Genomic DNA, 19,672 nt, shown 5'->3' with positions numbered 1-19,672 from the left:
ACTACTCAAGTATTGCTGATTGGATTGCTTACTGGATGACAGCGTGAACGAGCGGACGTTCTGCCGGTTTCGTTTCACTGATGTGATACGCGTGATCCATTTTTTCGATCGCTTGGTCGAGCGTTTCTTTGTTTGAACGAAGCGTTGCGATGACATCGCCGACTTCGACACGATCGCCGACTTTCTTGTGTAACGTGACGCTTGCTGCGTGGTCGATCTCATCTGCTTTCGTCGCGCGTCCAGCACCGAGGATCATTGCCGCAACACCGACTTCGTCAGCGATGATTTCAGAAACGTAACCGGCTTTTGAAGCAACGAATGTTTTTTCGTATTTCGTTTCAAGTGCTTTTGTCATGTCGTCAACGAGTGACGCGTCGCCACCTTGCGCTGCGATGAACTTCTTGAAGACGTCAAGTGCTGCGCCGTTAGCGAGACGTGTTTCGAGATCCGCATACGCTTCGTCGAACGTCGGGTAGAACTCACCGAGGACTGCCATGTGTGATGCAATCGTCAAGGCGATGACTTTCAAGTCACGGACATCTTTCCCTTGAAGGACTTCAATCGCTTCCTTGACTTCGTTTGCGTTTCCGATTTCAAAGCCGAGCGGCTGATCCATGTCTGTAATGACAGCAACCGTCTTACGGTTGACACTCTTACCGATTGAAACCATCTCTGTCGCGAGTGCTTTTGCATCTTCAAACGATTTCATGAAGGCACCAGAACCTGTCTTGACGTCGAGTACGATGCTGTCTGCTCCTGCTGCGATTTTTTTCGACATGATTGAACTTGCGATCAATGGGATCGAGTTGACCGTCGCCGTGACGTCACGTAATGCGTAGAGTTTTTTGTCTGCAGGCGTCAGGTTACCCGTTTGACCGATGATCGCCATCTTAATGTCGTTGACTTGTGAGACGAACGCTTCTTCAGAAAGCTCGACGTCAAAACCAGGGAACGCTTCGAGTTTGTCGATGGTTCCACCTGTATGACCGAGTCCACGACCGCTCATCTTCGCAACCGGAATGCCGATTGACGCAACGAGTGGTGCGACGATCAGACTGATCTTGTCACCAACACCGCCTGTCGAGTGTTTATCGACTTTTTTCCCGTGGATACGTGAAAGGTCGATCACGTCGCCCGAGTTGACCATCGCCATCGTCAAATCAGCGATTTCACGATCTGACATTCCTTGATAGAAAATCGCCATCGACATCGCTGACATTTGGTAATCTGGAATCTCACCATTCGTGAACCCTTCTACCATTGCTTGAATATCAGCTGTTGCGAGTTCGCCACCGTCTCGTTTTGTTGCAATCAAATCTACCATACGCATAATCTAGTTCCTCCTCAGGAGTATTTTGTGAGTTTTATAAACAGTCGTTACATTTTTTTGATCGAACCGCGAACGAGTGATAGGAAGTGTGCCCGGACACGTTCTGTCGTTTCGATGACTTCATCGTGGTGTAACGGTTGGTCGAGAATACCTGCTGCCATGTTCGAGACACATGAGATTCCAAGGACTCGCATATCGGAATGACGGGCAACGATGACTTCAGGGACCGTCGACATACCGACGACGTCGCCACCGAGCATCCGTGCCATCTTGACTTCTGCTGGCGTCTCATACGTTGGACCAGTGTTTCCGAAGTAGACACCTTGACGGACACGAATTCCGAGTTCATCCGCTGTTTCCTGTGCAAGACGAAGTAATTCCGCATCATACGGCTTCGACATATCCGGGAAACGTGGTCCCATCTCGTCGACGTTCTTCCCGATTAATGGGTTCGTACCGAAGAAGTTGATGTGATCCGTGATCAACATCAAATCACCTGGTTCGAACGCTTCGTTACACGCACCGGCTGCGTTCGTAACGATCAATGTCTCGACACTGATCGCCTTCATGACACGAACCGGGAACGTGACCATATCCATCGAATATCCTTCGTAGAAGTGGAATCGCCCTTGCATCGCAACGACTTGTTTCCCTTCAAGAGTACCGAAGACGAGTTGCCCCGCGTGCCCTTCGACCGTTGATACCGGGAAGTTCGGGATTTCATGGTATGGAATCGCGATTGGGTTTTCAATCTCATCTGCGAGGACACCAAGTCCTGAACCGAGAATCAATCCGATTTCCGGTTTTGCCTGCATCTTGCTTTCTAAAAACGAACGTGTTTCATTCCAGTTGACTGTCATCTGAATCGCTCCCTCGAATTATAGTTCTGTTAAAAAGCTTGTTCCGTGTGCCGGCATTTTGACACCGAAGTTTTCAGCAACCGTTGCCCCAAGATCAGCGAACGTCTCACGGATACCGAGCGGTTTTGCGACACTGTTTTTGTGATAAGCAAGCAACGGTACGTATTCACGCGTGTGGTCTGTCCCAGCGTGAACTGGGTCGTTTCCATGGTCAGCCGTGATGATCAAAAGATCATCTTCGTTCAAGCGATCAAACACTTCCGGAAGACGTGCATCGAACTCTTCGAGTGCTTGTCCGTAACCTTGCGGATCGCGACGGTGTCCGAACAACGCATCGAAATCGACGAGGTTCAAGAAGCAGAGTCCGTTGAAGTCTCGATCGAGTTGCTTCACGAGTTGATCCATCCCGTCCATGTTCGACTTCGTACGGATCGCATCGGTCACGCCTTCGCCGTCATAGATATCAGCAATCTTACCGAGTGAGATGACATCAAGTCCAGCTGTCTCAAGTTCGTTCATGACTGTCCGGTCGAATGGTTTAAGGGCATAGTCGTGACGGTTCGCTGTTCGAACCCACGCCCCTGCCTCACCAAGGAATGGACGTGCGATGATACGACCGAGCATGTACGGGTCATCCCGCGTGATATCACGTGCGTATTCACAAATCCGGTACAATTCCTCTAATGGCACGACTTCTTCGTGTGCTGCGATCTGAAGGACAGAGTCTGCCGACGTATAGACGATCAAGGCGCCTGTCTCGACATGTTCTTGTCCGAGTTCGTCGAGAATTTCCGTACCAGAAGCCGGTTTGTTCCCGATGATCTTCCGTCCTGAGAACTCTTCCAAGCGATGAATCAAATCATCCGGGAATTTTTCGAAGACACGGAATGGTGTATCGATCCGCAGTCCCATGATCTCCCAATGCCCTGTCATCGTATCTTTCCCTGCAGATACTTCCTGCATTTTCCCGTATGCCGCAAGCGGTGCTTCTTCAGCTGAGACACCTTCGATCGGTTCGATATGCGAGAGACCGAGTTTTGCCATGTTCGGCATGTTGAGTCCGTTGCGTTCACGCGCGATGTGACCGAGCGTATGCGAACCAAGATCTCCGAACTGTTCAGCGTCCGGTGCTTCTCCGATTCCTACGGAGTCCATGACGATCAAAAATACACGTTTAAATGATTGAGCCATTTGCTGTTCCTCCTATATACGAGCTGTAGTTGTGCGATTTCCGTTACGATTTTTCCCGGAAAGGGACTAGACAAAACGCATCATTTGTCTGAAGTCCGACCTTTAAAAGATAGAATCATCATGCCCGTGGATGATGTTTCTTATACACGTCGTGGAGTCGTGCTTTGTTGACGTGTGTATACATTTGTGTCGTCGACAAATCAGCGTGTCCTAGCATCTCTTGCACGACGCGTAGATCGGCACCATTTTCAAGAAGATGGGTCGCGAACGAATGACGCAAGACATGCGGCGTGATTTCTTTTTCGATACCGGCTTCCTTTGCCCGTCGTTTGATCATCTTCCAAAAACCTTGTCGTGACAAACGATCACCGCGACTGTTCAAGAAAACATCGTCCGTCTGTTGACCACCGAGACTATTACGCGCGAGGTCAAGATATGTCCTGACGCTTTCAATCGACGTCGAACTCATCGGGATGATACGGGACTTGTTCCCTTTCCCGATACACGACAGATACCCTAGTTCGAGTTGCAAATCGTTCAACTTCAGTTGTAGCAGTTCGCTGACGCGCATCCCTGTTCCATAGAGAAGCTCAAGCATTGCTGCATCTCGTCGTGTAAGCGGATCGACACCGACGACCGAATCAAGCAAACGTTCGACGTCGGTTTGACTCCAGACGACGGGAAGCTTCTTCTCCGGTTTCGGTAAATCAAGGTGACGGGACGGATCATGCGTCGTTAGTTTCTCTTCGACCAGATATTGATGGAACGAACGGATTGAGCTCGTCGCCCGACGGACCGTCGATCGTGACTTGCGTGCTTCAAGCAATCGTTCAATGTGGTCGACGATATGATGTCGGTGAACCTGTTCAAACGAAGAAACTTCCGCTGTTTCGAGCGTCTGTAAGTATTGATTCAAATCATTTCGATACGCAGCTGCCGTATTCGCGGACATTTGCCGTTCAATCACTAAATAGTTGATAAATGCTTCCAGTTGTTCACGCACTGAACTCATCCTCTTCGTTTACGAAATCGCTTACTTTCCCATCATATCAAAGGTGTAAACCGTTGTGAAGAGGTCTGACCTATAAAAATTGAAAAAGAAAAACCATCCGAAATTTCCTCGGACGGTCAGACTGTTTGTGTTTGCGATTGTTCCAACGCTTCCCGAGCGTGACGCTCTTGGCAGACACGGCAGACGCCATGGAATGTCAGGCGGTGATCCTTGATTTTGAAGTGGAATCGGGACACGATTTCTTTCTCTACTTCTTCCAGCATATCGTCTAAAATCTCTTCGACGGATCCGCATTCGATACAGACGAGATGGTGATGCGAATGACTCGCACCTTCTTGTCGTAAATCAAACCGGGATACGCCATCTCCGAAGTTGACCTTATCGACGACTTCGAGCTCCGTCAATAATTCGAGCGTCCGGTAAACCGTCGCAAGTCCGATGTCGGAGTTCTTTTCTTTTACAAGGAGAAAGACATTTTCGGCACTGAGGTGATCCGACTCATGTTCGAGCAGGACACGCACAGTCGCTTCACGTTGGGGAGTCAGCTTATATCCTTTACCGCTTAGCTGTTTTTTGATGCGTTCTACACGACTTTCCATCATAGCGCCCCCTTTGTTCGAACTGATGCTATTATCATAGCTGATAATCAGTCTTTTTTCAAATTAAAATGATTATCAACTGAAAATCATTTAAATGAGAATCATTTTAAAGTACGGATCTGCCAATGCTGGATCGCCATGATCGTCTTCGCGTCGACAATCGTTCCGTTTGCAACAAGTTCGAGCGCTTGTTCAAGCTTCAATGTTTTGTTCTCAAGGAACTCATCTTCATCGAGCTGACGATCACCGGCAGTCAGACCAATCGCTTCATAGATATGTACACGTTCGCTACAGAAACCAGGCGCACCGTAGAAATCAAAGACATGTCGTAACTCTTTCGCGACGTAACCTGTTTCTTCCTTTAATTCACGTCCGGCACAATCGAGTGGATCTTCACCTTTCTCGAGTTTGCCCGCTGGTATCTCGATTGATAGACTCTCGAACGCCTTCCGATATTGTTCAACGACAATCAGATCCCCTTGTTCATCAAAAGCGATGATGGCGACGGCACCATTATGATAGACCAGTTCACGAACCGAGGTATTACCGTTCGGTAACGTGACGACATGTTTCTCGACATCAAAAACTTTTCCTTCATAGATCACTTCACGTTCAATCGTTTTTTCTTCCATCGGTAGTGTTCCCCTCTTCTATCCTAGTTTACGTTCTCTGTCATGATTAGTATGCCGTTTCCGACGTATTGCCGCAAGACTTCAAGCCGTCTTTTTCATAAGATATGATACACTAGAATGCAGAAGTTCCAAACTTACAGTTCATTTAAGAAAAGAGGGAATTGAACATGTCATTAGGATTAGGTACGATGACGATCTTAAAACGCGGACAGGAAGAAGCGGCAGCAATCCTGCGGACGGCACTCGACGCGGGTATCACCCATTTCGACACAGCGGATGTCTATGCAAACGGAGCCGTCGAATCGATTATCGGCCAAACCTTCGCTCAAGAGGATCGTAGTCGATTGTTCCTTGCCTCAAAAGGTGGCAATCGAATGAATGCGACCGGAACCGGTTGGACATGGGATCCGAGTTATGACTATCTAAAGCAAGCTTGTCTTGAAAGTTTGAATCGTCTTGAAACTCCTTATCTCGATCTGTATTACGTCCATGGCGGTACGATTGATGATGATATCGATGCGTCGATCCGCGCAATGGAAGATTTAAAAGTAGAGGGGAAGATCAAGGAATATGGTCTGTCGTCACTGCGCCCGAATGTCATCGAATATTGGCTCGAGCACAGTAATTTCTCTTACTTGATGACGCCTTATTCGTTGCTCGATCGCCGCATCGAAGAGTTGTTGCCACGCTTAAAAGAGAAAAACATCCAAGTCGTTGCCCGTGGTCCACTGGCAAAAGGACTCTTGACACATGAAAGTGCTTCACGCCTGCAGTCGGTTGATCGGTTCGAACAATTCGATAAGGAAACGCTTGAGGCGAGTCTACAAAAACTTCAAGATTTCCCGCTTCCGGCGCTTGCATTGCAAGCCATCGATCAACAGGTCGATATCGTCCTTCCTGGCGCGTCAAGCGTGTCACAGCTTCAGGCAAACGTCCAAGCGATGAAAGAGTCGATCTCGCAAGCTCAAATCGACCAGGCACTTGCTACACTGCCGGTTCATCACTATACGGAACACCGTTGAGGTTTAACTCTTCATATCTCCGGGAAACTCCTTCTTTGTAACGTTCATACAGAGGAGGAGTTTTATTATGGCTCGTATTTTAATCGTATCAACAAGTGCAGATGACATGAATGGTCACAAAACAGGATTATGGTTCGAAGAGTTCGCAGCACCATACAACCTGTTTAAGGATGCAGGACATGACGTGACGGTCACTTCGATCAAAGGTGGCGACGTCCCGATCGATAAAGCATCGATTGTCAAAGAAATCTTGCCGAAATTCCAAGATGCACGCCGTGCGTTGCACGACACGAAAGCACTCTCAGAAGTCGATCCAGCATCATTTGATGCTGTTTACTTCCCAGGTGGTCACGGTGCGGTCGTCGACTTCCCGAATAACCCACAAGTGGCAGGTGCCATTGAAGCTGTCATCAAAAAAGATGGCGTCGTCGCATCGGTCTGTCACGGTCCAGCGGCCTTCGCACACGTCATGATCGATGGCAAACCTTTCGTATCAGGTCGTCAAATCAACGGCTTCACAGACGAAGAAGAAAAATCGACAGGTCTCGAAGATAAAGTACCATTCTTGCTTGAGACGACACTTCGTGGTGAAGGCGCTACTTTCCTGACATCAGATGCTGGTAAGGAATTCGCAGTCATCGACGGCAACGTCGTCACAGGACAAAACCCGGCTTCAAGTGAAGCGGTCGCGAAACTTGTCCTTGCGAAACTTGCGACACAAGCTTAATACGATACCTTTATACAAAATGGAGCAAACGACATAACGTCGTCTGCTCCATTTTTTGGCGTGAATTACAATCGGTGAAGTGAATCCAATCGTTCGAGATCAGCTTCAGTCTCACGTTTTTTTTGTTCGAGTCGCTTTAACTCGTCCTCGAGTTGTTGCTGTTGTGCCTGTAGCGCAGATCGTTCTTCCTCCGTATAGGAACGTGCTACTTCTTTTTCTTTGAGATACCACCATTTTTTGACCTTTTTAGGTGGCGGTCCGAGTTCAATCTGTTGCTCGTGTTGTTTGACCTCATCTATTTGTTCAGCATGCGCCAATTGAAGCTGCTTCAATTCCGCCTCATAAGTGGCTTGTCTCGCTTCAAGAATTGGTGTGAGGTACGCGAGGATATGCGCAGTAAAGTCTCGCTTGACGACCCGTCGTAACACATCTCGCCGAAGGGAAGCTTCCGAATGACCTGAGGCATTCTCCCAAACGATTGAATCCGCTCGTTCTAGAATCTCCTCTTCTTCTGCTTCTCCGAGCCAACGTAATTTCAGCAATAATGGTTCAAGGAGTGCCTCTTCTACATACGCCGTAAATTGCGAATACGAGATCGCTTCTCGTATCAGCGGTTCTTCATGTAAGCGAAATAATGCTTCCGCCTCTTCCTCAATCCAGTCTTCATAGTCATTAAAGTACATCGATTCTCTCCTTACTAAATCCTATTACAAAATAAAACTGGCTCGAATCCGCCATCTACATGACAGTCGAGCCAATTTGGTTAGACGTTCGCTTCGTTCTTTTTGATTTCCGCGATTGCCCAGTCACACCAATCCAAGTAATTCAACATCATACGCAAGCCGTACTCACTCGTCAAGGTCTCCCCTAGTGTTGCACCGTTCTCGAGGTGGTCGTGACGCCAACTATGCATCATCTCGACGGCAAATTGATGGTGCCGCTTCGACTCTTCCAAATAAGCAACGGCTTCCTCTGGTGGGAGCAGATGCAAGAGCGACACCCGCATCAAGTTCTCATCCTTCATCTTCGGTTTGAATTCATTTGGTGTCCGTAACCATTCAACGAGCTCCGTACGCCCTTTATCGGTAATCGAATAGACTTTCTTGTCCGGCAAGTCTTCTTGGACGATATGAACACTCGTCACGAGCTCTGCCTCTTCCATTTTCAACAACTCTCGGTATATTTGAGTATGGTGTGCGGTCCAGAAGTGGATCATCTGTTTTTTAAAAGTCGCGCTTAAATCGTAACCGGTCGCTTCCCCTTGGGTCAGCAGCCCGAGTAGTGCAAATCGTAATGCCACTGGCTGCACCTTCTTTCCTTCTTTTGTATATATACTTAATTATCTCAAATATATCTTAATTTCGCTACTCTTGCGTCGAACGAATGTACGATTAAAAAAAGACCTACGAGCGAAATCACATTCGATCGTAGGTCTTCATGCGTTATTTCTTTCCCATTCTTTCTATTTACGTAATTGCTCGATTCCCTGTCGTACATGTCTCCAGTAAGAAGAAGGATGCGGAACGAATTGACGACGATCGAACCACTCGCCTGTCGTGTCCTGAATACGCTCGATGGACATGTCAGCGATGCGATCCAACTGTTCAATCGAAAAAGCGATTAATCGTTTCACTTCGGTTTCCTGAAGCATATACGATTCTAATGCTTGATCACTTTGTGCGAGAAACACATGGCATCGTTCACAATCCCAAAGTGTCGCATCCCGAAACTCCTCCTCCTGAACTCCAAGAGGTATTAGTTGATCAAAGGTATAAGCTAAACCAATCTCTTCTTCGAGTTCCCGGACACCATCTTCAACCGTCTCATTTGCAAGCAGATGACCGGCTGCCGTGATATCGAGCATTCCCGGAAAGTCCTTCTTTTGTTCAGAACGTTGCTGGAGCAACACGACGTCCCGCTTTGGATCGTAAACGAAACAATGAAACGTTTCATGCCATAGACCTTTTGCGTGGACTTCTGATCGCGGACGCGGTCCGAGCGGATTCCCAGCACGGTCCACCGTCATGATCATCTCTTGTTCACTCATCGTAACACCTTCGAAGCTTGATGGAATCGCTCCCCGACCGTATAGAGTTCAGCAATCAAAAAGACAATTGCGATCCAAATGATGGCGCTTGGGAACAGGATCATCGCTGTTAGGAATAAGAACCCTTCCGTTCGCTCGACCAGTCCCGGTTGATATTGAAACGACTTGTAGCCGTAATTTTCACTGACCGCTCCGATTGCAAGGAACATCGTCATCCCAATGACGAATGATGCGACGAGCAACAGAATAACGGCCTGCGTTTCCGGAAATCGGAGTGCAAGACCAATCAGCACTGACAGCTCGACGATCCGGTCGAGAACAAGGTCGAGAATCGTGCCGATTGGAGTCGTCTTTTCTTTTCGTGCCATCGTTCCATCGATGACATCAAGCATGCCCGAGATCCACAATAAGACAATCGCCGTTCCCATCATATCGTTATAGACGAAAAAGCCCGTCGCACCACCGATGATGCCGGAGATGATCGTCACCTGTGTCGCCGATAATCCAATTTTCTTAAATAAGGTCGCCCCTTGATCAAATAGGGGTTGAACGATTTTACGCGCACGCGTATCTAACATGTCACCCCTCCTTTCTAACGATATAGCCTTCTTTCTCATGAATCGTCTCGTCTGAAGAGAGCACGAGTCGTTCTCCGGATGCTCGTTCGACTTCGTAGAATCGAACACCGTATTGAATGAGTTCTTTCGTAATCGTAACACGTTCATCCGTCTCCTTCGTCGGTCTTGAGACCAAGTTGACTGCCGTCAACGGATGCCATGTTTCTTCAATTTGAATGCCTTCGCCAAAAAACGGGCTGGTCTGGCTCAGCGTAATCGGTGTACCATGATCGACGATTCGCCCCTGTTCTAAGACATAGACGATATCCGCCATCGCCATTGCCTCTTCCCGATCGTGTGTGACAAGGAGTGTCGTGACACCTTGTTCCTCGGTCAACTTCCGAATCAATGTCCGTAGTTCCCGTCGTCTCGGTACATCTAGACTCGAGAACGGTTCATCGAGCAACAAGAAGTCCGGTTGACTCGCCAGCGCACGAGCTAAACTCGCCCGCTGCTGTTCGCCCCCTGACAATTCGTGAACAGCACTTTTTCCTCTTCCCTCGAGTCCGACGCGATGTAACCAGGATTCGAGCTCGATCGGTGTTAATTGTTTGGCACCGAGACGGATGTTCTGTTCGACGTTCAAATGTGGGAACAACAGCGACCGTTGAAACATCATCGTCACACCTCGCTGATTCGGTGAAAGAACAGTCACATCTCGGTCACCGAACTGAATCACTCCACTCGTCACACGTTCGAGACCCGCAATCAGGCGGAGAAGCGTCGTTTTCCCACTACCACTCGGTCCAACTAAAGCCACACATTGTCCAGATGCGATATTTAAATCGATATCAGACAACACATGCTTCGTTCCAAATCGTTTATTGACTTGTTGTATCGTGACTTCCATTTAAACGCCTCCGTACGATTCGTATCCAACTAGAAAAAATAACGGCTTGTCCAGCATAAAAGAGAATGGGCACCCCGATCAACCGCAGTGTCGCTAGACGCGCCGCCCCTTGCGAATTACCAGAATACGCCGGGAATACTTCGAGTGATATCATGCGGACGATCCCACCACCAATCAACGCAACTAGTGCATACTGACTGATCGTGATCACCGTGACGAGTAGCGTCACGGATTGTAACGTCGACCGAAGCATCGGTCCCGTCAAATAGAACCAACGCTTGAACCGGTTCCCCTCAATCAAGACCATCTGTTCAAGCATCCGTTCTCCGAGCGCCTGAAATCCGTTCGTGTACAAGCGAACTGTATACGGCAAGGTCGGCAGAAGCAACACGAGCAGGACACCAAAAAATCGATCTGCCAAACCAAGACGGATCCATGTCAAATAGAGACCGAATGATAGCAATAACACGGGAACGAACAGCGGCAAACTAATCAAGAACTCTGCTATACGAATCCGTTTCCCCGTTTGAAAGGCAATCGCTTTTCCTGCCATGTACCCGAAGAGATGATTCAACAATACGACGGCACAAATCATCGCGACGGTCGTGCCGAGCGTCGCTTCTAGGCGCGGATTCCAATTCCACTCTCCTGTAATCAAACCAATTAAAGGAACGATGAACAGGATTACAACGAATACAGTCACACTGATTTTTTTTATCATTCGCTTCGCCCCCTACTGATCTTCGTTGCCAGTGGGCGTGTCAAACCAGTCATAAGCAATAGCAGGAGGAAGAGTCCTCCCGTCAAGACGACACTCATTGCAAAAGCGAGTGGTTGCTCCGATAAATCGCCTTGTGTATACAAATCGAATGCATAGACGCCAAGTAATTTTGGATAGGTCACGCCGAGCAGTGCTGGAATCTCATATGCGAACAGGATGAAGGCAAGCAAGATAAATGCTGCCTCAAGCATCGGAACGAGTAGGAAAACACCCCGCGCATGCCAGAATCGGCGCACTGGTGATAAACCGAGCATCATACCGAGTTCTTGATAACGCGAATCAAGGCGCCGGACCACCGGTAAGAGATAAAAAAACACGAACGGAATTTCTTTATACAGATACGTCAAGATGACATTAAAATAATTCCCTTCATGCGGTCCGATGACAGGCACATCACTCAAATAGAGAATCGCGAGGTATGCTGCTCCTAGATGAGGGATGAATAAAGGAATCGCAAGTAACGCAGCTAGTCTTGTTCTGCTCAAGAGACTTGCGAGCACCACACCAATGATCAGCGCGAGCACCGTACTGACGATGGCCACGTAACTGCTGACGGCTAGACTCTCTAAAAAGACCTCATCCGTCAGTAGCTCGCGGTAATCAGCAGATGTCGTCATCGAGATACTGACCCATAACCCGTATAAGACCATACCTGCCATCAAGAGTGCAGCAGGATACGCGTTACCGCGCCACACGAGACGGCCATTCCTTACGGATCATCTCGAAAATGGATGGGTCGAGTTCCGTCCGGACCTTTCCTTCAAAGACGCTTGGCTTTGGTGTCGACGGTGCAGCCGGTACATCAGCGAATTGCTTTTGTTCTGATGAATCAAGTGTCGATAAATCAAGACTCGTTCCGTCTCCCCAATACGTCGCATCGTATTTTTTCAACTGTGCTTCTGGTGATAACAACGTATTGATCGCTACGAGTGCGCCCTTCGGATTCGGTGCGTTGAACGGTACGGAAAGGAAATGCGTCGACGCGATTGATCCATCCTTCAAGACGATCGGACGTGTTTGTTTCGGAAACGTTCCTGACTTCACTTCTTGTTCAGCCCGTCGTTCGTTGAAGCCCATCGTGAAATCAACGTCTCCCTTCGCGTATAACTGATCGAGTTGGGCAAGTGTCTTTGGATAGGTCTTCCCTTTTTTCCAGAGATACGGTTTGATTTCGTTCAAATAAGCCCATGTCTTCTTGAAGTCTGCTTTCGGGTCTTTTAAGGTTTCATTCGATTCGACACCATACATGACATGGCGGACGAAGGCATTCCCCGTAAAGTCCGTCACTTCCGGATAAGTGAAACGTCCTGGATTTTCCTTGACCCATGACTTCAGTGCTTTCAAGTCGGTCGGCGGCGACTTCACGTCAGCTGCGTCATAGTGCAACGTATATTGAACTTTCCCCCATGCGGCTTCAAGTCCGTCTGTTTTCGTACCACTATCTGAACTCTGTGCGGCAGCATCAACATATTTCATGTTCGGGAGGACTTTTGTGATCTCTCCATACAGTAAATCATCTTTTTTAGCATTTAAAAAATTATCGCCATTGATCCAGACGACATCGATGACACCTTTTTCCTTACCTGCCTGTTTCTCAGCACGCAGTTTTTGAATGATATCCGCCGTCTCGATCGGAATCCGTTCTAATGTGATGTTGTGTTCCTTCTTCAGACGCGGTGCTACGTATTCATCGATGTAGGCATTGATGCCGTCATCGCCGCCCCACATATACATCCGAACCGCTGACTTTTCCGCTTCTTTTTCGATCGTCTGATAAGAAGTCCCTAAGACATTCTTCGGTTCCGGTGTCGCATCCGGTGTTCCACAGCCTGCGAGCAGCGTACCTAGGGCAAGAAAGCTGATTACCTTTGTTTTCATTTGTCGTTCTCCTCCGTCATCACTTTTTATCGAAGCCCGGTTTTCCTAACCACTCGATCAACCGTGGCATCACGCCGTACCCTTTTGCCGATAGCTCCATCCACCATGGTGCATTGACTTCACGTTTACGCTGCTCTATTGCTCGGACGACAGTAGAAGCTAGTCGTTCTTTCGATAGGACGATAGAAGCGACATTTTGCTCATACTTCCGGTCGACATCCGCACGGACAAAAAATTCTGTCGCGATCGGTCCTGGATTGACCGTCATGACGTGGATGCCTTTTGGACGTAACTCGAGACGTAACGCGTTCGAAAACTGCAACATCGCTGCTTTCGTCATGCAATAGATCGTTGATTTCGGTGTCGGCAACTTCCCCGCCTGACTGGCCACGTTGACGATCATGCCACCTTCTTTCAGTAATGGCAGACAGGCTTTTGTCAAACGAACCGGACTTAAGACATTGATCCGGTGCATCGACTCAATCGTTTCAATCGAGGTATCGTCTAGGAAGCTGAATTCCCCGAAACCTGCGTTATTAATCAAAATATCGATCCGTCCATAACGATTTGCGAGTGTTTTCGCAAGAATTTCAGGCGCCTCTTCCAAATCGTAGACCAGGTAGTCTGCCTGGAGTTCAGACGCTAACGTTTGTAACCGATCCTCGCGTCGTGCGATTAAAATCAAGTTTGCGCCTTCTTTATGCAGAGTGCGCGCCAGTGCCTCCCCGAGTCCACTTGAAGCACCCGTGATGACGATCGTCCGGTTGATGAGTTGCATTAGACTTCCTCCATTTTCGAATAGTAGAGGATACCTGATCGTTTCTCGACCGTGATCGCACCGCGGGCGACGAGTGTATCGAGGCGTGCTTTCATCTCACTCATGACAAGAGGGAATGATTTTTTTAATCGGTTACCGTACGTCACTTGTGCTAATTCGAATAACGTATGTTCTCCCGAAAAATACTTCAAGAGCTGATCACCGCGTGCCTTGCGTTGCATCAATCGTTCTTCAACGAGTGCCGCGACATCGCGAATCGGATCACCATGACCGGTATACGCAATTCGGATCTGTTCTCCTTGTAGTTTTTCCAAGGAGTCGAGATACGCAAGAACGGGTCGTTTCACGAGCACGTCATCACCCGGTTGCGGTTGTTCAAGCAACGGGTTCGGTTCGACCCGGTCCAGCAAATGGTCCGCCGCGAACAATATACCATCGTCGCTTAAAATTCCGATTTGGTCACTCGCATGACCTGGCAGTTCGATGACGCGATATCGCCCAGAAGGTGTAATTGCGTCGCCTTCCTTTAATATGAAATCAAGCTGACCTTTTCCAAGCCATTTTAAGGCAGATTGATAGCTCGGTAACATCTCTTGAATCGCTGACGGAACACCAAATGAAGTCGCCAGTCGACGTAAGAACACGTCCCCATTGTTTAGGAACGTCTCGTCCTGTTCCAAATACGGGCGCAACCGCGCATGTCCATAGACAGGAATGCCTTTCTCTGAAAATCGATGTGCCATCCCAGCATGATCCGCATGGTGATGCGTCACGATGACACGATCTAAATCCTCAACCCTCAAATCGTGTCGCGCAAGCGTCTGTTGCATCATTTGCCACGCCTCGAGTGTATCGGGTCCACAATCAATGAGAATGTTTTCCCCTTCCGTTCGTAACACATAACAGTTCACGTCCCCTACAGGAAATGGTGTGGGAATCGGAATCGGGATGATTTCGTCTGATACAGTCATGCCTACACGCCTCTTTTCTCTCGTCCATTTTCTTTCATTATAGAGAGATTGAAGCTATAGCGCCAAACTTTGTGCGTCAGCGGATGATATTTGTTGTCTAGCTTACGCTAGAGTATAAGAAATGGATGCACAAAAAACCGACCTTTCCGCAGATTGAAAGGTCGGTCAAAAACTTATTTTAAGTTGAGGACTGTTAATTTGTCGCGTGTCATCGAAGCTAAGCTACGTCCGACACCTTGAACACCAAGACCCGATGATTTAACACCGATGAATGGGAAGTGGTCAGGACCACGTTCCGTACGTCCATTGATTTGAACAGAACCTGTTTCAAGCGCGTCCGCTACCGCAAACGCAGCATCGATGTTTTCCGTGAAGACACTTGCTTGAAGACCGTATTCTGATTCGTTCGAGTATGCGATCATTTCGTCGACCGAGTTAACACGAATAATTGGAAGAACTGGTCCGAACGGCTCTTCCCAAGCGACGCGCATATCACGTGTCACGTTGTCAAGAAGTGTTGGTTCGATCAAGTTTGCTGTACGTCCGCCACCTGTGACGAGCGTTGCGCCCTTGTCTGTTGCGTCCATAATCAAGCCTTCGACGAAGTCCGCTGATTTCGTATCGATGAGCGGTACGACGACACTTTCTTGTTCAGGTGAACCGACTGTCAATTTTGCAATTCGAGTCTTAAGTTCTTCAATAAGCGCATCCGCTTGGTGATCGAGAACGAAGACACGTTTGATTGCTGTACAACGTTGACCTGAGTAAGAGAATGCACCACTGATGATGTGATCTGCTGCAAGGGACAGGTTCGCATCCTCAAGAACGAGTGCTGGGTCTTTTCCGCCGAGTTCAAGGACAAGTGGAATCATTGCAGATTGACGTGATAAATGTTGTCCTGTTCCTGTACCACCTGTGAATGTGATCATGTTGATTCCCGGATGAGCTGTCAAGTAATCACCGATGACTGATCCACGACCTGTGACGATGTTGACGAGTCCAGCTGGAAGGCCGGCTGCGACGAGCGCCTCAACCATTAAGATACCGCTGATTGAACCTTGTGTTGCCGGTTTAAAGACGACGGCGTTCCCTGTCATGAGTGCAGGTGCGAGTTTCGCTGCTGCCAAGTTAACTGGGTAGTTGAACGGTGAGATGGCAAGCACGACACCGAGTGGCGCTTTTTTGATGATCGCGATTTTTTTCGCGCTACCGCCTGGGAACGAATCCCCTTGCATCATCTGACCGTCGAAACGGAGACCTTCTTCCGCAGTGTAGCGAATGATTTCAGCTGTCCGTTTGACTTCTTTGACGCCATCTGCACGTCCTTTACCGACTTCGCGCATGATGACTTCACCGATTTCGTCCGCACGTTTCTCGAGTTCCGTTGCCCAAGCGTGAAGCAGTTCAGCCCGTTTGTTCGCTGGTTGTTTTGCCCACTCTGCTTGTGCCGCTTTCGCTGAAGCGATGGCACGATCGACTTCTGGTTTTGTCATCGCTTGAACACGACCGACAAGATCCTCTTTATATGGTGAAGAGATTTCAATCGTCTCTTTTGATTCACTTTCATGCCATTTTCCATCTAGTAAAAATGTGTAGGTTGTTGCTGTAGTCATTCCACTCTACCTCCATTTATTTTTATCTCTCTCATTTCAGTGTGTGGCTGCATAGCTTATTGTAATCAATTGGTCTGACAAATGCCAAACTTTTTGCTTAACATATTATGAAAGCGATTACAACACTTTTTTTGTCGATTCAGAACTAGAATTTTTAACGTAGCATGCCGATAACTAGTCAGAAGTGAAGTGAAGGTAATGGAAAGGGGCACAACCATATGTACAATCAGCACGATATTTTATTAGAAGCCGGCACGAACGAACTCGAGATCGTCATCTTCCATTGTGGTCCGTATACGTTCGGTATCAACGTCATGAAGGTTCGGGAAATCATCGTTCCGCTCCCGATGACACCACTTCCGGGTACACCGGATGCTGTCAAAGGATTGATCGAACTCCGCGGCGAAGTCATGACGGTAATCGATTTGCCTACAGTCATCGGTGTTCCCCACGACGAAGCAACCGAGGATCGACTGATCATCTGTGAATTCAATGGAGAAAAGAGTGTCCTACGCGTTGATTCCGTGACGGAAATCCGCCGTATCTCATGGGAGCAGATCGATACACCAAACGAACTCGCTCGTGGCATCGAAGGGTTAACGAATGGTGTCGTTAAAACGGGAGACAAGATGATCATCCTGCTCGACTATGAAAAAATTGCCCTTGAGCTCTCACGCAAGGATATCTTCGCCCGCGAAGAAGGACGTCGCGTCCAGTCCCGTGACCGGTCCGATAAAATCATCTGGATTGCCGAAGACTCGGAAATGCTCCGGATGTTGATCATCGAAACACTCGAGGAAGCCGGTTACCACGGACTGAAGTGGTTCATCAATGGGAAAGACGCATTCGATGCTTTCGAACAAGGAAGTAACTGTGATCTCCTGATTACGGATATTGAAATGCCCAAGATGGATGGACTTCATTTAACGAAACGACTCCGTGAAGATGATCGTTATGCAGAACTGCCGATCATTGTCTTCTCTTCCTTGATTTCCGACGATTTACGCCATAAAGGTGAATCCGTTGGTGTCAATGCACAAATCACGAAACCAGAAATCGGTCGTTTGATCGAAACGGTTGATTCCTACGTCTTATAAGAAAAAAAGCCGACAGCATGTCGGCTTTTTTGATCTATTCGATTGCTCAACGCAGAGCGTCAAGATTTTTCCCAGTAAACACATCGAGCCAGACGACACGGAATTCCACCATGCATTGCTCAATCCGATCGACGATTTCTTGTGTTCCGGTCATTGAACCGGACTCTGCTTCTTTTTCAAGCAATTCGAAATCATCAGCTAAATCGTCAGCGGCAACGGAATAGGAAGCACCTTTTAGCAAGTGAGCGAGCTTTTCAGTTTTCTCAGCATCTTGCTTAGCGACGGCATCTTTCAGTTCAGGAAACTTTCGATCGAACTGCGCGATATACGTCTCTCCAATTTTTTGAAGGAACGCGTGATCCCCACCCGCGATCGATTGAAGTTCTTCGAGCTTCTTAGCATTAAAAAAAGGCATGTCTTCCCCTCCTCTGTTTTTATCTTATCACTAATCTTCGTAAAAAAAAATCGGAGAATCATTTACACGCCATCGTTTCTATTTCTATAATGAGACAGTGAAGAGCAGGAGGGATAGACAATATGTTGACGATTTATCGAAGCGATGTCACTGGGGCAGTCAACGAGATACAGGAGTTTACGAAAGGTTCCTGGATCCATCTTGTCAATCCGACCAAGGATGAAGCCGACCAAGTCATCGCTGCTACGAATATTCCAGAGGATTTCATTTATGACCCTTTGGACGTGGAAGAAAAACCACGTTTTGAAAAAGATGAAGAAGGTCTACTGATGATCGTCGACGTTCCCTACATCGAAGAAGAATCATCAGGACGCCGTTATAATACGATTCCGCTCGGTATCATCGTGACATCCCGTCATTTCATCACCGTTTGTTCGCAACAGCTCGATGTCCTGACGTTATTTTCGAGTGGTAAGTTGCGAGGATTCCGGACGAATTATCGATCGCGCTTCGTATTTCAGATACTCTATAAAGTCAGTTCCTCGTATCTCCGTTTCCTACGCCAAATCGATCGACGGATGGATGAACTCGAGGAAGAATTACAACGTTCGATGCGAAATCAAGAAATCTTTCAACTCATGAACCTTCAGAAATCATTGGTCTATTTCATGACATCCTTGAAATCGAACGATGGTGTCCTCGACCGAATCATCAAGACACCGAGTCTTGAGAAACACGAAGACGATGAAGACTTACTCGAAGATGTCTTCGTCGAACACCGGCAAGCAATGGAAATGGCACAAATCTATAAAGACATCATCAGTTCGACGATGGATACATTTGGTTCCGTTATCTCGAACAATGTCAACTTCGTCATGAAGTTCCTCGCCTCGATTACGATCGTCATCTCGATTCCGACGATGATATCTGGGATGTTCGGAATGAACGTCCATGTCCCTTGGGAAGGAGAAGTCATCGGTTTTTGGATTGTCTTCGGCATGATGATCTTCTTCTCTGGTCTTGCCGCATTCATCTTATGGCGGAGAAGGTTTTTCTAGTCCTAAAGTTTGTATGCGTCAAAAAAGACTCAGCGACGGTGCTTCCGTCGCTGAGTCTTTTCGTTTGTATTTTAAGTGATTTCGACTGTCACGAGACAAAGATCATCCGCTTCATCGCTCTGATCCGGTTGAATCAACTGATGGATGTTCGGTCCTTGTTGTTCGATTAGGTTCTGGATGGCGAAGATTCCTCC

Annotated in this window: 22 protein-coding genes; 4 read left to right on the top strand and 18 right to left on the bottom strand. The window is 47.9% G+C overall.

Annotated elements, in window-relative coordinates:
- Positions 1 to 28: 28 nt before the first annotated feature.
- From B4F99_RS03760 to B4F99_RS03735, 6 genes are all read right to left on the bottom strand, one after another.
- Positions 29 to 1,330 carry a pyrimidine-nucleoside phosphorylase gene (locus B4F99_RS03760; protein WP_290755419.1) on the bottom strand — a complete coding sequence of 434 codons (1,302 nt, stop codon included), beginning with the start codon at positions 1,328 to 1,330 and terminating at the stop codon, positions 29 to 31.
- Between the two features lie 47 nt (positions 1,331 to 1,377).
- A complete protein-coding gene (locus B4F99_RS03755) occupies positions 1,378 to 2,190 on the bottom strand; it encodes a purine-nucleoside phosphorylase (RefSeq protein ID WP_290755417.1) in 813 nt (270 codons plus the stop codon).
- Positions 2,191 to 2,208: 18 nt separating this feature from the next.
- On the bottom strand, positions 2,209 to 3,381 hold the full coding sequence (gene deoB, locus B4F99_RS03750; RefSeq protein WP_290755415.1) for a phosphopentomutase: 1,173 nt from the start codon (positions 3,379 to 3,381) through the stop codon (positions 2,209 to 2,211).
- A gap of 118 nt (positions 3,382 to 3,499) precedes the next feature.
- Positions 3,500 to 4,384, bottom strand: a complete 885-nt coding sequence (gene xerD, locus B4F99_RS03745; RefSeq protein WP_056060398.1) for a site-specific tyrosine recombinase XerD — start codon at positions 4,382 to 4,384, stop codon at positions 3,500 to 3,502.
- Between the two features lie 125 nt (positions 4,385 to 4,509).
- Positions 4,510 to 4,992: a Fur family transcriptional regulator gene (locus B4F99_RS03740; RefSeq protein WP_023467675.1), complete on the bottom strand. Its 483-nt coding sequence runs from the start codon at positions 4,990 to 4,992 to the stop codon at positions 4,510 to 4,512.
- 101 nt (positions 4,993 to 5,093) lie between these two features.
- Positions 5,094 to 5,624: an NUDIX domain-containing protein gene (locus B4F99_RS03735; protein WP_035408909.1), complete on the bottom strand. Its 531-nt coding sequence runs from the start codon at positions 5,622 to 5,624 to the stop codon at positions 5,094 to 5,096.
- A gap of 167 nt (positions 5,625 to 5,791) precedes the next feature.
- On the opposite strand from B4F99_RS03735, the gene B4F99_RS03730 reads away from it, so the two are divergent.
- A complete protein-coding gene (locus tag B4F99_RS03730; protein WP_290755413.1) occupies positions 5,792 to 6,646 on the top strand; it encodes an aldo/keto reductase in 855 nt (284 codons plus the stop codon).
- A gap of 67 nt (positions 6,647 to 6,713) precedes the next feature.
- On the top strand, positions 6,714 to 7,373 hold the full coding sequence (locus B4F99_RS03725; protein ID WP_023467672.1) for a type 1 glutamine amidotransferase domain-containing protein: 660 nt from the start codon (positions 6,714 to 6,716) through the stop codon (positions 7,371 to 7,373).
- 65 nt (positions 7,374 to 7,438) lie between these two features.
- On the opposite strand, the gene B4F99_RS03720 is transcribed toward B4F99_RS03725, so the two are convergent.
- The 11 genes from B4F99_RS03720 to B4F99_RS03670 all read right to left on the bottom strand — a co-directional run bounded on the left by B4F99_RS03720 (position 7,439) and on the right by B4F99_RS03670 (position 16,908).
- On the bottom strand, positions 7,439 to 8,056 hold the full coding sequence (locus B4F99_RS03720) for a hypothetical protein (RefSeq protein WP_174316073.1): 618 nt from the start codon (positions 8,054 to 8,056) through the stop codon (positions 7,439 to 7,441).
- An 80-nt stretch (positions 8,057 to 8,136) separates the two neighbouring features.
- A complete protein-coding gene (locus B4F99_RS03715) occupies positions 8,137 to 8,673 on the bottom strand; it encodes a PadR family transcriptional regulator (protein ID WP_023467670.1) in 537 nt (178 codons plus the stop codon).
- A 162-nt stretch (positions 8,674 to 8,835) separates the two neighbouring features.
- Positions 8,836 to 9,420 carry an NUDIX hydrolase gene (locus B4F99_RS03710; protein WP_290755410.1) on the bottom strand — a complete coding sequence of 195 codons (585 nt, stop codon included), beginning with the start codon at positions 9,418 to 9,420 and terminating at the stop codon, positions 8,836 to 8,838.
- A complete protein-coding gene (locus tag B4F99_RS03705; protein WP_290755409.1) occupies positions 9,417 to 9,998 on the bottom strand; it encodes a CDP-alcohol phosphatidyltransferase family protein in 582 nt (193 codons plus the stop codon). Before B4F99_RS03705 ends, B4F99_RS03710 begins: the two co-directional genes overlap by 4 nt.
- A 1-nt stretch (position 9,999) precedes the next feature.
- Entirely contained in the window at positions 10,000 to 10,887 is an 888-nt protein-coding gene (locus B4F99_RS03700) for an ABC transporter ATP-binding protein (RefSeq protein ID WP_064300242.1), read from the bottom strand.
- The gene (locus B4F99_RS03695; protein ID WP_290755406.1) at positions 10,859 to 11,608 is read right to left on the bottom strand and encodes an ABC transporter permease; all 750 of its coding nucleotides are present in this window, start codon (positions 11,606 to 11,608) and stop codon (positions 10,859 to 10,861) included. The genes B4F99_RS03700 and B4F99_RS03695 overlap by 29 nt, the downstream gene beginning before the upstream one ends.
- Positions 11,605 to 12,363: an ABC transporter permease gene (locus tag B4F99_RS03690; protein ID WP_290755404.1), complete on the bottom strand. Its 759-nt coding sequence runs from the start codon at positions 12,361 to 12,363 to the stop codon at positions 11,605 to 11,607. The genes B4F99_RS03695 and B4F99_RS03690 overlap by 4 nt, the downstream gene beginning before the upstream one ends.
- Positions 12,350 to 13,546, bottom strand: a complete 1,197-nt coding sequence (locus B4F99_RS03685; RefSeq protein WP_290755402.1) for an ABC transporter substrate-binding protein — start codon at positions 13,544 to 13,546, stop codon at positions 12,350 to 12,352. The genes B4F99_RS03690 and B4F99_RS03685 overlap by 14 nt, the downstream gene beginning before the upstream one ends.
- 19 nt (positions 13,547 to 13,565) lie before the next feature.
- Positions 13,566 to 14,324: an SDR family NAD(P)-dependent oxidoreductase gene (locus B4F99_RS03680; protein ID WP_290755399.1), complete on the bottom strand. Its 759-nt coding sequence runs from the start codon at positions 14,322 to 14,324 to the stop codon at positions 13,566 to 13,568.
- Positions 14,324 to 15,295 carry an MBL fold metallo-hydrolase gene (locus tag B4F99_RS03675; protein ID WP_290755397.1) on the bottom strand — a complete coding sequence of 324 codons (972 nt, stop codon included), beginning with the start codon at positions 15,293 to 15,295 and terminating at the stop codon, positions 14,324 to 14,326. Before B4F99_RS03675 ends, B4F99_RS03680 begins: the two co-directional genes overlap by 1 nt.
- 173 nt (positions 15,296 to 15,468) lie before the next feature.
- On the bottom strand, positions 15,469 to 16,908 hold the full coding sequence (locus B4F99_RS03670; RefSeq protein WP_290755395.1) for an NADP-dependent glyceraldehyde-3-phosphate dehydrogenase: 1,440 nt from the start codon (positions 16,906 to 16,908) through the stop codon (positions 15,469 to 15,471).
- A gap of 218 nt (positions 16,909 to 17,126) precedes the next feature.
- Here B4F99_RS03670 and B4F99_RS03665 point away from each other — a divergent pair, with 218 nt between their 5' ends.
- On the top strand, positions 17,127 to 18,005 hold the full coding sequence (locus tag B4F99_RS03665) for a chemotaxis protein CheV (protein ID WP_214855202.1): 879 nt from the start codon (positions 17,127 to 17,129) through the stop codon (positions 18,003 to 18,005).
- Positions 18,006 to 18,051: 46 nt separating this feature from the next.
- Here B4F99_RS03665 and B4F99_RS03660 read toward each other — a convergent pair whose 3' ends face one another.
- Positions 18,052 to 18,420: an Hpt domain-containing protein gene (locus B4F99_RS03660; RefSeq protein ID WP_290755392.1), complete on the bottom strand. Its 369-nt coding sequence runs from the start codon at positions 18,418 to 18,420 to the stop codon at positions 18,052 to 18,054.
- A gap of 122 nt (positions 18,421 to 18,542) precedes the next feature.
- On the opposite strand from B4F99_RS03660, the gene B4F99_RS03655 reads away from it, so the two are divergent.
- A complete protein-coding gene (locus tag B4F99_RS03655) occupies positions 18,543 to 19,478 on the top strand; it encodes a magnesium transporter CorA family protein (protein ID WP_023467658.1) in 936 nt (311 codons plus the stop codon).
- Positions 19,479 to 19,672 lie beyond the last annotated feature (194 nt).

The organism is Exiguobacterium sp. UBA3491, assembly GCF_002377745.1.
Classification (GTDB): domain Bacteria; phylum Bacillota; class Bacilli; order Exiguobacteriales; family Exiguobacteriaceae; genus Exiguobacterium_A.
This window is presented reverse-complemented; position numbering and strand designations above follow the sequence as displayed.

Excerpts from the sequence above, each read along its gene's own strand:
- B4F99_RS03695 (WP_290755406.1), bottom strand. The coding sequence starts at position 11,608 with ATGATAAAAAAAATCAGTGTGACTGTATTCGTTGTAATCCTGTTCATC.
- B4F99_RS03735 (WP_035408909.1), bottom strand. The coding sequence starts at position 5,624 with ATGGAAGAAAAAACGATTGAACGTGAAGTGATCTATGAAGGAAAAGTT.
- B4F99_RS03740 (WP_023467675.1), bottom strand. The coding sequence starts at position 4,992 with ATGGAAAGTCGTGTAGAACGCATCAAAAAACAGCTAAGCGGTAAAGGA.
- B4F99_RS03725 (WP_023467672.1), top strand. The coding sequence starts at position 6,714 with ATGGCTCGTATTTTAATCGTATCAACAAGTGCAGATGACATGAATGGT.
- B4F99_RS03730 (WP_290755413.1), top strand. The coding sequence starts at position 5,792 with ATGTCATTAGGATTAGGTACGATGACGATCTTAAAACGCGGACAGGAA.
- B4F99_RS03720 (WP_174316073.1), bottom strand. The coding sequence starts at position 8,056 with ATGTACTTTAATGACTATGAAGACTGGATTGAGGAAGAGGCGGAAGCA.
- B4F99_RS03665 (WP_214855202.1), top strand. The coding sequence starts at position 17,127 with ATGTACAATCAGCACGATATTTTATTAGAAGCCGGCACGAACGAACTC.
- B4F99_RS03705 (WP_290755409.1), bottom strand. The coding sequence starts at position 9,998 with ATGTTAGATACGCGTGCGCGTAAAATCGTTCAACCCCTATTTGATCAA.
- B4F99_RS03670 (WP_290755395.1), bottom strand. The coding sequence starts at position 16,908 with ATGACTACAGCAACAACCTACACATTTTTACTAGATGGAAAATGGCAT.
- B4F99_RS03660 (WP_290755392.1), bottom strand. The coding sequence starts at position 18,420 with ATGCCTTTTTTTAATGCTAAGAAGCTCGAAGAACTTCAATCGATCGCG.
- B4F99_RS03755 (WP_290755417.1), bottom strand. The coding sequence starts at position 2,190 with ATGACAGTCAACTGGAATGAAACACGTTCGTTTTTAGAAAGCAAGATG.
- B4F99_RS03675 (WP_290755397.1), bottom strand. The coding sequence starts at position 15,295 with ATGACTGTATCAGACGAAATCATCCCGATTCCGATTCCCACACCATTT.
- B4F99_RS03685 (WP_290755402.1), bottom strand. The coding sequence starts at position 13,546 with ATGAAAACAAAGGTAATCAGCTTTCTTGCCCTAGGTACGCTGCTCGCA.
- B4F99_RS03710 (WP_290755410.1), bottom strand. The coding sequence starts at position 9,420 with ATGAGTGAACAAGAGATGATCATGACGGTGGACCGTGCTGGGAATCCG.
- deoB (WP_290755415.1), bottom strand. The coding sequence starts at position 3,381 with ATGGCTCAATCATTTAAACGTGTATTTTTGATCGTCATGGACTCCGTA.
- B4F99_RS03655 (WP_023467658.1), top strand. The coding sequence starts at position 18,543 with ATGTTGACGATTTATCGAAGCGATGTCACTGGGGCAGTCAACGAGATA.
- B4F99_RS03680 (WP_290755399.1), bottom strand. The coding sequence starts at position 14,324 with ATGCAACTCATCAACCGGACGATCGTCATCACGGGTGCTTCAAGTGGA.
- B4F99_RS03760 (WP_290755419.1), bottom strand. The coding sequence starts at position 1,330 with ATGCGTATGGTAGATTTGATTGCAACAAAACGAGACGGTGGCGAACTC.
- B4F99_RS03700 (WP_064300242.1), bottom strand. The coding sequence starts at position 10,887 with ATGGAAGTCACGATACAACAAGTCAATAAACGATTTGGAACGAAGCAT.